Genomic DNA, 12,196 nt, shown 5'->3' on the forward strand with positions numbered 1-12,196 from the left:
CTGTGAGCGGCTTGTTTATTACCCTGGAAGGCCCCGAAGGCGCGGGCAAAAGTACCAACCGTGATTACCTGGCGGCACGCCTGCGAGAGCAGGGGCTGGATGTGGTGCTTACCCGCGAGCCTGGCGGTACGCCGCTGGCTGAAAAGGTGCGCGAACTGCTGTTGGCACCCAGTGATGAGGTGATGGCTGCCGATACCGAGCTGCTGTTGGTGTTCGCCGCGCGCGCCCAGCACCTGGCGCAGGTGATCCGCCCGGCGCTGGACCGTGGCGCCGTGGTGCTGTGTGATCGTTTCACCGACGCTACCTACGCCTACCAAGGCGGTGGCCGCGGCCTTTCGGTGGAGCGGATCGCCGTGCTGGAGCAGTTTGTCCAAGGCCAGTTGCGCCCCGACCTGACGCTGGTTTTCGACCTGCCGGTGGAAGTCGGGTTGGCCCGTGCCGCCGCCCGTGGGCGGCTGGATCGTTTCGAGCAGGAGGGGCAGGCCTTCTTCGAGGCCGTGCGCCAGGCTTACCTGCAGCGCGCGCAACGCGAGCCGCAGCGCTACGATCTGCTGGACGCGGCGCAGCCGCTGGAAGCCGTGCAGCGCGCCATAGACGCGCTGTTGCCGGGCATCCTGGAGCGTTGCCGTGGCTGAAGCCTACCCTTGGCAGCAGGCGCTGTGGCAGCAGTTGGCCGGGCGTGCGCTGCACGCCCACGCCTACCTGCTGCACGGGCCGCAGGGTATCGGCAAGCGCGCCTTGGCCGAGCGCCTGATGGCCCGCTTGTTGTGCCAGCAGCCACAGGGGCTCGATGCCTGTGGGCAGTGCAAGTCCTGCTTGCTGCTCAAGGCGGGCAGCCATCCGGACAACTTTGTGCTGGAGCCGGAAGAGGCTGACAAGCCGATCAAGGTCGATCAGGTGCGCGAGCTGGTGTCCTTCGTGGTGCAGACCGCGCAGCTGGGTGGGCGCAAGGTCATCCTGATCGAGCCGGTCGAGGCGATGAACGTCAATGCTTCCAACGCCTTGCTCAAAAGCCTGGAAGAGCCCTCCGGCGACACCGTGCTGCTACTGGTCAGCCACCAGCCCAGCCGCCTGTTGCCGACCATCAAGAGCCGCTGCCAGCAAGTCAGCAGCCCACAGCCGAGTCTTGCCCAGAGCCAGGCCTGGCTGGCCACCGCGCTGGCCGACAGTGACGAGGCCGAGCGTGACGAGCTGCTGACCCTCGCTGCCGGCTCGCCGTTGATGGCGGTGAACCTGCAGGCCCAAGGGGTGCGCGAGCAGCGTGCGCTGGTGACCGATGGCGTGAAAAAGCTGCTCAAGCAGCAACAATCACCCACCCAGCTGGCCGAGGCCTGGAGTGGTGTACCCCTGCTGTTGCTGTTCGACTGGTTCTTTGACTGGTCGCACCTGGTCTTGCGTTATCAATTGACCCAGGACGAGGAGGGGCTAGGCTTGGCCGATATGCGCAAGGTTGTGCAATACCTTGCGCAGAAGAGCCGGCAGGCCAAGGTGCTCGAGGTGCAGGCGTGGATCCTCGAACAGCGCCAGAAGGTGCTGGGCAAGGCCAACCTCAACCGCGTGCTGCTGCTGGAAGCCTTGCTGGCCCACTGGGTGCAGTTGCCGGGTTCCCGCTGATTCTTCAATTTTTCATGTGTGACGTCTCCCATGCTCGTAGATTCTCATTGTCACCTCGACCGTCTTGACCTCAGTGCCCATCAGGGCTCTCTCGATGCCGCCCTGCAGGCGGCCCGCGAGCGCGGGGTCGGGCATTTTCTGTGTATCGGTGTCAGTGCCGAAAATGCCGGTGCAGTGAAGGCGCTGGCCGAGCAGTACGCCGATGTCGACTGCTCGGTGGGCGTGCACCCGCTGGATCTGGCCCCCGGCGAGACCCCGGCGCTGGAATGGCTCTTGCGCGAACTGGCGCACCCGCATGTCGTCGCGATTGGCGAAACCGGGCTGGACTACCACTACGAGCCGGAGGCGGCCGAGCTGCAACAGGCGTCGTTCCGCTTGCACCTGGAGGCATCGCGCCAGACCGGCAAGCCGGTGATCGTGCACACGCGAGCAGCCAAAGCCGACACCTTGGCGCTGCTGCGTGAGGCCAGCCTGCCACAAGCCGGCGTGCTGCATTGCTTCACCGAGGACTGGGAGATGGCCAGGGCGGCCCTGGACCTGGGTTACTACATTTCGCTGTCGGGCATTGTCACCTTCCGCAATGCCGATGCCTTGCGCGAGGTGGCGCGACAGGTGCCGGTCGATCGATTGCTGGTGGAGACCGATTCGCCGTACCTGGCTCCGATTCCTTACCGTGGCAAGCCGAACCTGCCGCAGTACGTGCGAGAGGTGGCCGAGTACGTGGCGTCCTTGCGTGGCGTCAGCTACGAGCAGTTGGCCGGGCAGACCACCGACAACTTCAAGCGCCTGTTCCCCTTGGCCCGGGTGGCCTGACCAGGGCGCTCACGATGAGCGGCGCAGCGGGCTCACTGTCGTCATCCAGGCAAAAAAAACCCGGGTTCTGGGGGAGGAATCCGGGTTAAGACCATTAGGAGTAAAACAAAGGTACGCGGTCCGTGAGTACCTTTATCGGCGCGCCACTGGGGGGGATGCGCCGCGCCAACACTTCTAGTATTGGTCAGGTTTGGCGCAGTGCCAGTGGCAATTGTTCGTTTTTTAAACAGATTTGGAATACGCCAGAGCTCGCTTCCTTCCTCAGCGCATGGCCAGGCGCCGAACTTGCTGCACAGCTTCGTCGATAAGCTGCTCACTGGTATAGAAGTGCGGGGAAAAGCGCACACCTGGGCCGCGCAGGGCACAGATCGTCCGCTCTGCCATCAGGCTGCGATGAATGTCCGCGCTGCGCTGGCCGCAAATACTGAATGTGACAATCCCACCCCGGCGCTGCGGGGTGTCCGGGCTGTGCAGTTGGACCCCGGCGATACCCGCCAGCCCTTGGTGCAGCTGCTCGACGCGGCGCTGCAATTGCCGGGCAACTTCGTCCATGCCGACGTCCTCGAGCAGCGACAGGCTGGCCTCCAGCGCGCAAGCGCCCAGCATGTTCGGGCTACCACATTCGAACCGTCGGGCGCTGTGGGCCGGCTGCCACTGACGGCGTTCGAAGTCCCCCAGGTTATCCAGCATGTGCCAGCCATAGGCGTTGAGCCTTAGCTGCGGGCGCAACGCGGCCCTGCAGTAAAATACCCCCAGGCCTTCAGGGCCCAGCATCCACTTATGGCCGTCAGCCATGGCGAAATCACAGTCAGAGCGCTGCACGTCGAAAGGCACGGCGCCAATCTGCTGAATGGCATCGACGCAGAACAGCACATTGCGTGCCCGGCACCCCTGGCCCAGGCGCGCCAGGTCCAGGCGCAGGCCGCTGCCGAACTGCACGGCGCTGACCGCCAGCAGGCGTGTGCGCCCGGTGCAGGCGGCGAGGAGCGAGGCCTCAGGATCGGCTCCGGCAAGGCTCGCCTGCACCACCTCGACGCCGCGATCCGTCAGCGCTTCCCAGACCACCCGGTTGGAAGGGAACTCCTCGTCGCTGATCACCACTTGGTCGCCAGGCTGCCAGTCCAGGCCGAACGCCACCAGCGACAGCGCTTCGGATGTGTTCTTGACCAACGCGATATCGCCGCGTGAGGGCGCGTTGAGCAGGCGCGCCAGCCGTTCACGCAGGCGGCGCTCGGTGGCCAGCCATGCCGGGTAGTCACTGGCGCCCCGTTTCACGTTTTCCTGCGCAAAGCGCGCCACGGCCTCGCTGGCCCTGCGTGGCCAGGGGGCGATGGCCGCGTGGTTCAGGTAGCGCAGCCCCGGCGCCTGGTCGAACTCATCGTGAAACATAGACATGGTTGGATGATCCGTGCAATTTGCTGCAAGTTAGGCATAATAAACCGCTTCAATGTCATCCAGTCCTTCCCATGCAGAAAGAACCTCGTAAGGTCCGTGAGTTTCGCCGTCGCGAACAGGAAATCCTCGATACTGCGCTCAAGCTGTTTCTCGAACAGGGTGAAGACAGTGTCACCGTCGAGATGATCGCTGACGCCGTCGGTATCGGCAAAGGTACGATCTACAAGCACTTCAAGTCCAAGGCGGAGATCTACCTGCGCCTGATGCTCGACTACGAGCGCGACCTGAATGCGCTGTTGCATTCGGCCGATGTCGACCGCGACAAGGAGGCGCTGTCGCGCGCCTATTTCGAGTTCCGCATGCGCGACCCGCAGCGTTACCGGTTGTTCGATCGCCTGGAAGAAAAGGTGGTCAAGGGCAACCAGGTGCCGGAGATGGTCGAGGAGCTGCACAGCATACGTGCCTCCAACTTCGATCGGCTGACCCAGCTGATCAAGGGCCGCATCAGCGAAGGCAAGCTCGAAGACGTGCCGCCATACTTCCATTACTGCGCCGCCTGGGCCTTGGTGCACGGTGCCGTGGCGCTGTACCACTCGCCATTCTGGAGCAACGTGCTCGAGGATCAGGAAGGTTTCTTCCAGTTCCTCATGGATATCGGCGTGCGCATGGGCAACAAGCGCAAACGTGATCCGGAACCGGCGAGCTGAAGCACTGCATCCCGCTCCACTGACCCCGGTGTGGAACGGGGGCTTGCAAAAACCTGAATTTTGAGTCAGGTTTTGCCGGCCCCGTTTCATCCATGCCGGAGTCATTCATGATTGTCGATCGTCAAGGCAGGCGTTTTCGCAACCTGCGCGTCAGCCTGACGGCTGCCTGCAACTATGCCTGCAGCTACTGCGTGCCCAACGGCAAACGCCTGGTTGCGGCGCAGGATGAGCTGTCCGCCGAAGCGCTGGCCCGCGGGGTGGCCTATCTGATCGAAGCCGCCGGTATCGAGCGCCTGCGTATCACCGGGGGTGAGCCACTGGTCAGCCCAAGGCTGGATGCTTTTTTGGCGGCAGTGGCCAAGCTCGAACTCCAGGACATCACCCTGACGACCAATGGTCAGTTGCTCGGGCGTAAATTGCCGCAGTTGCAGGCGGCCGGCATCCGTCGCCTGAATGTCTCCCTCGACACGCTGGACCCCCAGGCATTTCGACGCATCGCCCGCGGTGGCGACCTGCCCAGCGTGCTCGCGGGCATGCAGCAGGCCAGTGCCAGGGGCATGCAGATCAAGGTGAACATGGTGCCCATGCGTGGGCAGAACCTGGACCAGGTGGTGCCCATGCTCGATTACTGCCTGGCCCGAGGCTTTGAGCTGCGTTTCATCGAACTGATGCGCATGGGCCATCTGGCCCGTGATCACAACGCATTCCTGCAGCAGTTCGTCGGCCTCGACCAGCTGTTGGACCTGATTGGCCAGGCACATGCTTTCGAGAGGGCCGATGCGCCGCTGGATGCCACTGCGCTGCGTTACCAGATACCGGGCAAAGGCCATTTCGGCGTGATTGCCAACGAGAGCGTACCGTTTTGCCGAAGCTGCTCGCGCCTGCGCCTGTCATCGACCGGCTGGCTGCATGGGTGCCTGTCGTCGAGCAACCGTCACTTTGTCGGCGATCTGCTGGAGCAGCCTCGCCATCTGGCGCTGCCAGCCCTGCAGCGGTTGCTGGTCAAAGCGTTGGCTGACAAACAGGCGCTGGCGTTTTCGGGGGACGTGATGGTGATGAAGGTGATCGGCGGCTGATCTGGCGCAAAAGCTGCATCCGCCGGCTATTCGCCGGTTTTTCGTCGCCGGTCACTGGAGGAAAGATGCGTAGCCTGGTCTTGCTGCTGGCGCTTATGGCGCTGGGCGGCTGCATGAATGTCAGCGATATGGGCGAGGGCGTCCGTTACCACATGAGCGATGCCGGCCTACTGGATCACAGCGATACACGCCGCACGCTGTCGATTCGCCTGCAGCCCGATTCGTTCATCTTCATCGGCCAGGGCGCCTTCGTGCCGCCAAGCAAGGGGCCAGTACCGCAGCAGAACGTGGTCGCCGAGGAGGCCTTCAAGAGCTTCGTCGAGTATTTCCCGCTGGTGCGGCGCGCCCAGGGCCCGCTGGGGCTCGAAGAGGCCATCGCGGAGGCCCGGTCGGTCGGCGCCGACTATGTGCTGTACACCCGTTTTGCCCGCACCGACGACCGTATCGGCAACGGTGATGAGTGGTATGACGAGCAGGCTGTCGACCGCTTGGGCTGGGACACCGGTGTGGTACAGATGATGCTGATCGAAACCAATACCCGCTACCTCATAGACACTGCGCGTATCAAAAGCCGTGGCGGTTTGTTGACGTTCCACGACAATACGCCGCAGGATTTGCTCGCAGCGCCGATGCGCGAGTACGCTCGTAGCCTTCTGGGTATGAGTGAGTGAGGGCAGGGTGATGACAGATTCCGGCAAGGCCAACGATCTTCTGGCGCAGTTACCCAAACACAAGGGGCTGCCGCCGGTGCATCTGTGGAATCCGGACTTCTGTGGCGACATCGATATGCGTATCGCGCGTGACGGTACCTGGTACTACCTGGGTACGCCTATCGGGCGCAAGCCCATGGTGCGCTTGTTCTCCACCATCATCCGTCGCGATGGCGACGACTACTTCCTGGTCACCCCGGTGGAGAAAGTGGGTATTCGGGTCGACGATGCGCCGTTCGTTGCCGTGACGCTGGATGTGCGGGGTGCGGGCGAGCAGCAGGTGCTGAGTTTTACCAGCAACGTCGAGGACCAGGTTGAGGCCGGGCCGGGCAATCCGCTGCGGGTGGAGGTCGACCCTGTCACTCAGGAGCCTTCGCCTTATGTGCTGATGCGCAGCAACCTGGAGGCATTGATCCATCGCAATGTGTTCTACCAGCTGGTCGAGCTGGCGGTGCCTGGTGAGATCGATGGCGAGCCTTGGCTGGGCGTCTGGAGCCATGGGCAGTTCTACCCCATCGGGCGCGACTGCTGATTACTTTTGCATAGCCATGAAAAAACCTCCAGTGCTTGCGCATCTGGAGGTTTTTGGTATTTGGCTCCGCGACCTGGACTCGAACCAGGGACCCAATGATTAACAGTCATTTGCTCTACCGACTGAGCTATCGCGGAATCTGCGCCTATCTTACTGATTGCCAGGGGCAAGTCAACCCGCCCCCAGCAAATCAGGCAGCCAAATCAAGCAGTTACAGTACTTCCACGATGGCCTTGGTCACCACGTGGATATTGCTCTGGTTGAGTGCGGCCACAGCGATACGGCCGGTGTCCAGTGCATAGATGCCGAACTCGTTCTTCAGGCGTGCCACTTGCTCTACGGTCAGGCCCGAGTAGGAGAACATGCCCGCTTGACGGCCGACGAAGCTGAAGTCGCGCTTGGCGCCGTATTGGGCCAGCAGTTCGACCATCTGCTTGCGCATGCCGTGGATGCGCTGGCGCATTTCACCCAGTTCGGCTTCCCACATCTCACGCAGTTCGGCACTGTTGAGCACGGTGGCGACGATGGTTGCGCCGTGGGTCGGCGGGTTGGAGTAGGTGGTACGGATCACGCGCTTGACTTGCGACAGCACGCGGGTGCTCTCGTCTTTGTTGCCGGTAACGATCGACAGTGCGCCAACGCGTTCGCCGTACAGCGAGAACGACTTGGAGAACGAGCTGGAAACGAAGAAGTCCAGGCCCGACTCGGCGAACAGGCGCACGGCAAAGGCGTCTTCGCCGATGCCCTCGCCAAAGCCTTGGTAGGCCATGTCCAGGAACGGCACGTGGCCCTTGGCCTTGACCACTTCCAGCACGTTTTTCCAGTCGTCCAGGCTCAGGTCGACGCCTGTCGGGTTGTGGCAGCAAGCGTGCAGGACAATGATCGAGCCGGACGGCAGGCTGTTCAGGTCTTCGAGCATGCCGGCGCGGTTGACGTCGTTGCTCGGGGCGTCGTAGTAGCGGTAGTTCTGTACCGGGAAGCCGGCGGTTTCAAACAGGGCGCGGTGGTTTTCCCAGCTCGGGTCGCTGATGGCGACCACGGCATTGGGCGACAGGCGCTTGAGGAAGTCGGCGCCGATCTTCAATGCACCGGTGCCGCCAACGGCCTGTACGGTCACCACGCGGCCGGCGGCCAGCAGTGGCGATTCGGCGCCGAAAATCAGCTTCTGTACGGCCTGGTCGTAGGTGGCGATGCCGTCGATCGGCAGGTAGCCGCGCGAAGCATGCTGGGCAGCACGCTGGGTTTCGGCTTCGATCACGGCGCGCAGCAGCGGAATGCGGCCTTCCTCATTGCAATACACGCCCACACCCAGGTTGACCTTGTCGGTACGGGGGTCGGCGTTGAATGCTTCGTTGAGGCCCAGAATGGGGTCGCGGGGTGCCAGCTCGACAGCGGAAAACAGGCTCATTGTTACCTTGGCTCTGAATGGAGAGTGATAGGGCGTACACGCTCCAGCCGAATGCACTGAAGCGGTGCACAAACGGGGAGTCAGTATAGTGATACCGACCGGTCACTGCGACAGTGCGGCGCAGCTTTTACGGCGATTTGCGCAAATTTTTTTCAACCATTGGTCGATTTGCCGGGTCCACCGCAGGGAGCGTGCACTGCGCCGCCTTGAATGCGACCCCTGGCGGGCGCATTTGGGTATAGACTACTGGCTAAATTTACAGTTACTGCGTTACCGCGAGGTCCGACATGTCCGAGTTCCAGCTCGTCACCCGTTTTCAGCCGGCCGGCGACCAGCCCGAGGCCATCCGCCAGATGGTAGAGGGCATCGAGGCGGGCCTGTCGCACCAGACCCTGCTCGGTGTGACCGGTTCGGGCAAGACCTTCAGCATTGCCAACGTCATCGCGCAGGTGCAGCGCCCGACCTTGGTGCTGGCGCCCAACAAGACGCTGGCCGCGCAGTTGTATGGCGAGTTCAAGGCGTTCTTCCCGAACAACGCCGTCGAGTATTTCGTTTCTTATTACGACTATTACCAGCCCGAAGCCTACGTGCCGTCGTCGGACACCTTCATCGAGAAGGATGCTTCGATCAACGATCACATCGAGCAGATGCGGCTGTCTGCGACCAAGGCGCTGCTGGAGCGCCGCGATGCGATCATCGTCACCACGGTTTCCTGCATCTACGGCCTGGGCAGCCCCGAGACCTACCTGAAGATGGTCCTGCACGTCGACCGCGGCGACAAGCTTGACCAGCGCGCGCTGCTGCGCCGCCTGGCGGATCTGCAGTACACGCGCAACGAGATGGATTTCGCCCGCGCCACCTTCCGTGTGCGCGGCGACGTAGTCGATATCTTCCCGGCCGAATCGGACCTTGAAGCCATCCGCATCGAGCTGTTCGACGACGAGGTAGAGAACATCGCTGCGTTCGACCCGCTCACCGGCGAAGTCTTTCGCAAGCTGCCGCGCTTCACCTTCTACCCCAAGAGCCACTACGTCACCCCTCGGGAAACCCTGTTGGAGGCGGTAGAAGGGATCAAGGACGAGCTCAAGGACCGCCTCGAGTACTTGCACAAGGCCAACAAGCTGGTCGAGGCCCAGCGCCTGGAGCAGCGTACCCGTTTCGACCTGGAGATGATCCTCGAACTGGGTTATTGCAATGGCATCGAGAACTACTCGCGCTACCTGTCCGGGCGCCCGGCGGGTGCGCCGCCGCCCACCCTCTACGACTACCTGCCGGCCGATGCGCTGCTGGTGATCGACGAATCCCACGTCAGCGTTCCGCAGGTCGGGGCGATGTACAAGGGCGACCGCTCGCGTAAGGAAACTCTGGTCGAGTACGGTTTTCGCCTGCCGTCGGCGCTGGACAACCGGCCGATGCGCTTCGATGAGTGGGAGTCGGTCAGCCCGCAGACCATCTTCGTTTCGGCAACGCCCGGGCCTTATGAAGCCGAGCACGCCGGGCGAGTGGTCGAGCAGGTGGTGCGCCCGACCGGGCTGGTCGACCCGCAGGTCGAGGTGCGCCCGGCGCTGACCCAGGTCGACGACCTGCTATCGGAAATCCGCAAGCGCGTGGAGCAGGGCGAGCGGGTGCTGGCCACCACGTTGACCAAGCGCATGGCAGAGGACCTTTCCGACTATCTGGCCGATCACGATGTGCGGGTGCGCTACCTGCACTCGGACATCGACACCGTGGAACGGGTGGAAATCATCCGTGACCTGCGCCTGGGCACGTTCGACGTCCTTGTGGGCATCAACCTGCTGCGCGAGGGCCTGGACATGCCAGAGGTGTCGCTGGTGGCGATCCTCGATGCCGACAAGGAAGGCTTCCTGCGCTCCGAGCGCTCGCTCATCCAGACCATCGGGCGTGCGGCGCGCAACCTCAATGGCCGCGCGATTCTCTATGCCGATCAGATAACCGGCTCCATGCAGCGTGCCATCGATGAAACCGAGCGCCGCCGGGAGAAGCAGGTCGCCTTCAACCAGGCCAATGGCATCGTGCCCAAGGGCGTGGTCAAGGACATTGCCGATATCATGGAAGGCGCCACCGTGCCGGGGGCGCGCAGCAAGAAGCGCAAGGGCATGGCCAAGGCCGCAGAGGAGAGCGCCCGTTACGAAGCCGAACTGCGTACGCCGGGCGAGATCACCAAGCGCATCAAGCAACTGGAAGAGAAAATGATGCAGTTTGCCCGCGACCTGGAATTCGAGGCGGCGGCGCAGTTGCGCGACGAGATTACCAAGCTGCGCGAGCGGTTGATCACCAGTTGAAGGCTGGTTCGGCCTGTGACGGCGGCATGGCGTTGGGCGGTGTCCATGCCGGCCGTCGCCCAATAACCCACCTCCCGCGCTGGAGCGCGGTGCCCGCACCCTGCTAACATCGTGCCTTTGTTTCATCTTTCGTTCGAGACCCTCCATGACCACCGTTCGCACGCGTATCGCGCCATCGCCCACGGGCGACCCCCATGTCGGCACTGCCTACATCGCCCTGTTCAACTACTGCTTCGCCAAGCAGCATGGCGGTGAGTTCATCCTGCGCATCGAAGACACCGACCAGCTCCGCTCGACCCGCGAGTCGGAGCAGCAGATCTTCGATGCCCTGCGCTGGCTTGGCATCGAATGGAACGAAGGCCCGGATGTAGGTGGCCCGCACGGCCCTTACCGGCAGAGCGAGCGTGGCGAGATCTACGCCCGCTACGCCAAGGAGCTGGTCGATGCCGGCCATGCGTTCTACTGCTTCTGCACTGCCGAAGAGCTGGAGCAGATGCGCGCCGAGCAGATGGCCCGCGGTGAAACCCCGCGCTACGACGGCCGCGCGTTGCTGCTGAGCGATGAGGAAGTGCAGCGCCGCCTGGCCGCTGGCGAGCCCCATGTGATCCGCATGAAGGTACCGAGCGAAGGTATCTGCGTGGTCCCGGACATGCTCCGTGGCGATGTCGAGATCCCATGGGACCGCATGGACATGCAGGTGCTGATGAAGAACGACGGCCTGCCGACCTACTTCCTGGCCAACGTGGTCGACGACCACCTGATGGGCATCACCCACGTGTTGCGCGGTGAAGAGTGGCTGCCGTCGGCACCCAAGCTGATCAAGCTGTACGAATACTTCGGCTGGGAGCAGCCCAAGCTGTGCTACATGCCGCTGCTGCGCAACCCGGACAAGAGCAAGCTCTCCAAGCGCAAGAACCCGACCTCGGTGACCTTCTACGAGCGCATGGGCTTCATGCCTGAGGCCATGCTCAACTACCTCGGCCGCATGGGCTGGTCGATGCCGGATGAGCGCGAGAAGTTCTCCCTGGCCGAAATGGTCGAGCACTTCGACCTGTCGCGTATCTCTCTGGGCGGGCCGATCTTCGACATCGAGAAGCTGTCCTGGCTCAACGGCCAGTGGCTGCGCGAACTGCCGGTGGAAGCATTCGCCGCGCGTCTGCAGAAGTGGGCGTTCAACAGCGACTACATGATGAAGATTGCCCCGCACGTACAGGGGCGGGTCGAAACCTTCAGCCAGGTTGCCCCGTTGGGTGGTTTCTTCTTCGAGGGCGCGCTCAAGCTCGACGCCAGGCTGTTCGAAAGCAAGAAACTGTCCGCCGACCAGGTGCGCCAGGTGATGCAGTTGATCCTGTGGAAACTGGAAAGCCTTCGTCAGTGGGAAAAAGAGCGCATCACTGGCTGCATCCAGGCCGTGGTCGAAGCGCTGGAGCTGAAGCTGCGTGACGCCATGCCGCTGATGTTCGCCGCCATCACCGGCCAGGCCAGCTCGGTGTCGGTGCTCGATGCCATGGAAATCCTCGGCCCTGACCTTACCCGCTATCGCCTGCGCCAAGCCCTGGACCTGCTCGGTGGCGTGTCCAAGAAAGAAAACAAAGAGTGGGAAAAACTGCTGGCCAACATTGCCTGATGCGGCATTGA

The 12,196-nt window shown here is 62.8% G+C and carries 11 protein-coding genes and 1 tRNA gene; 9 read left to right on the forward strand and 3 right to left on the reverse strand.

Annotation, left to right across the window (positions count from 1 at the left end; all coding sequences use genetic code 11):
* Positions 1 to 2: 2 nt before the first annotated feature.
* The 3 genes from tmk to ACIPZC_RS11280 are packed head-to-tail and all read left to right on the forward strand — an operon-like array spanning position 3 to position 2,427.
* A complete protein-coding gene (gene tmk / locus ACIPZC_RS11270; RefSeq protein ID WP_241803037.1) occupies positions 3 to 635 on the forward strand; it encodes a dTMP kinase in 633 nt (210 codons plus the stop codon).
* A complete protein-coding gene (locus ACIPZC_RS11275; RefSeq protein ID WP_400626943.1) occupies positions 628 to 1,614 on the forward strand; it encodes a DNA polymerase III subunit delta' in 987 nt (328 codons plus the stop codon). Before tmk ends, ACIPZC_RS11275 begins: the two co-directional genes overlap by 8 nt.
* 30 nt (positions 1,615 to 1,644) lie before the next feature.
* On the forward strand, positions 1,645 to 2,427 hold the full coding sequence (locus ACIPZC_RS11280) for a TatD family hydrolase (RefSeq protein WP_241803039.1): 783 nt from the start codon (positions 1,645 to 1,647) through the stop codon (positions 2,425 to 2,427).
* A gap of 261 nt (positions 2,428 to 2,688) precedes the next feature.
* Here the strand turns inward: ACIPZC_RS11280 and ACIPZC_RS11285 are convergent, their stop codons facing one another.
* A complete protein-coding gene (locus tag ACIPZC_RS11285; RefSeq protein WP_400626946.1) occupies positions 2,689 to 3,822 on the reverse strand; it encodes an aminotransferase class V-fold PLP-dependent enzyme in 1,134 nt (377 codons plus the stop codon).
* Positions 3,823 to 3,893: 71 nt separating this feature from the next.
* Between ACIPZC_RS11285 and ACIPZC_RS11290 the strand changes: the two genes are divergently transcribed.
* From ACIPZC_RS11290 to ACIPZC_RS11305, 4 genes are all read left to right on the forward strand, one after another.
* A complete protein-coding gene (locus ACIPZC_RS11290) occupies positions 3,894 to 4,529 on the forward strand; it encodes a TetR/AcrR family transcriptional regulator (protein ID WP_012313442.1) in 636 nt (211 codons plus the stop codon).
* A gap of 107 nt (positions 4,530 to 4,636) precedes the next feature.
* On the forward strand, positions 4,637 to 5,605 hold the full coding sequence (locus ACIPZC_RS11295; RefSeq protein WP_400626948.1) for a GTP 3',8-cyclase MoaA: 969 nt from the start codon (positions 4,637 to 4,639) through the stop codon (positions 5,603 to 5,605).
* A gap of 65 nt (positions 5,606 to 5,670) precedes the next feature.
* Positions 5,671 to 6,276, forward strand: a complete 606-nt coding sequence (locus ACIPZC_RS11300; protein ID WP_400626950.1) for a DUF4823 domain-containing protein — start codon at positions 5,671 to 5,673, stop codon at positions 6,274 to 6,276.
* 10 nt (positions 6,277 to 6,286) lie between these two features.
* A complete protein-coding gene (locus ACIPZC_RS11305; protein ID WP_400626952.1) occupies positions 6,287 to 6,847 on the forward strand; it encodes a DUF1285 domain-containing protein in 561 nt (186 codons plus the stop codon).
* Positions 6,848 to 6,908: 61 nt separating this feature from the next.
* Here the strand turns inward: ACIPZC_RS11305 and ACIPZC_RS11310 are convergent.
* Positions 6,909 to 6,984 (reverse strand) — tRNA-Asn (locus ACIPZC_RS11310).
* 74 nt (positions 6,985 to 7,058) lie between these two features.
* On the reverse strand, positions 7,059 to 8,255 hold the full coding sequence (locus ACIPZC_RS11315) for an amino acid aminotransferase (RefSeq protein ID WP_400626954.1): 1,197 nt from the start codon (positions 8,253 to 8,255) through the stop codon (positions 7,059 to 7,061).
* 287 nt (positions 8,256 to 8,542) lie between these two features.
* Here ACIPZC_RS11315 and uvrB point away from each other — a divergent pair, with 287 nt between their 5' ends.
* Together uvrB and gltX are read left to right on the forward strand one after the other, a co-directional pair.
* Entirely contained in the window at positions 8,543 to 10,558 is a 2,016-nt protein-coding gene (gene uvrB, locus ACIPZC_RS11320; protein ID WP_241803045.1) for an excinuclease ABC subunit UvrB, read from the forward strand.
* Positions 10,559 to 10,703: 145 nt separating this feature from the next.
* Entirely contained in the window at positions 10,704 to 12,185 is a 1,482-nt protein-coding gene (gene gltX, locus ACIPZC_RS11325) for a glutamate--tRNA ligase (protein WP_241803046.1), read from the forward strand.
* Positions 12,186 to 12,196 lie beyond the last annotated feature (11 nt).

Origin of the sequence: Pseudomonas sp. NPDC089743 (assembly GCF_044748785.1) — a bacterium.
Classification (GTDB): domain Bacteria; phylum Pseudomonadota; class Gammaproteobacteria; order Pseudomonadales; family Pseudomonadaceae; genus Aquipseudomonas; species Aquipseudomonas putida_X.

Excerpts from the sequence above, each read along its gene's own strand:
- ACIPZC_RS11280 (WP_241803039.1), top strand. The coding sequence starts at position 1,645 with ATGCTCGTAGATTCTCATTGTCACCTCGACCGTCTTGACCTCAGTGCC.
- ACIPZC_RS11285 (WP_400626946.1), bottom strand. The coding sequence starts at position 3,822 with ATGTCTATGTTTCACGATGAGTTCGACCAGGCGCCGGGGCTGCGCTAC.
- ACIPZC_RS11290 (WP_012313442.1), top strand. The coding sequence starts at position 3,894 with ATGCAGAAAGAACCTCGTAAGGTCCGTGAGTTTCGCCGTCGCGAACAG.
- ACIPZC_RS11295 (WP_400626948.1), top strand. The coding sequence starts at position 4,637 with ATGATTGTCGATCGTCAAGGCAGGCGTTTTCGCAACCTGCGCGTCAGC.
- ACIPZC_RS11300 (WP_400626950.1), top strand. The coding sequence starts at position 5,671 with ATGCGTAGCCTGGTCTTGCTGCTGGCGCTTATGGCGCTGGGCGGCTGC.
- ACIPZC_RS11305 (WP_400626952.1), top strand. The coding sequence starts at position 6,287 with ATGACAGATTCCGGCAAGGCCAACGATCTTCTGGCGCAGTTACCCAAA.
- ACIPZC_RS11315 (WP_400626954.1), bottom strand. The coding sequence starts at position 8,255 with ATGAGCCTGTTTTCCGCTGTCGAGCTGGCACCCCGCGACCCCATTCTG.
- uvrB (WP_241803045.1), top strand. The coding sequence starts at position 8,543 with ATGTCCGAGTTCCAGCTCGTCACCCGTTTTCAGCCGGCCGGCGACCAG.
- gltX (WP_241803046.1), top strand. The coding sequence starts at position 10,704 with ATGACCACCGTTCGCACGCGTATCGCGCCATCGCCCACGGGCGACCCC.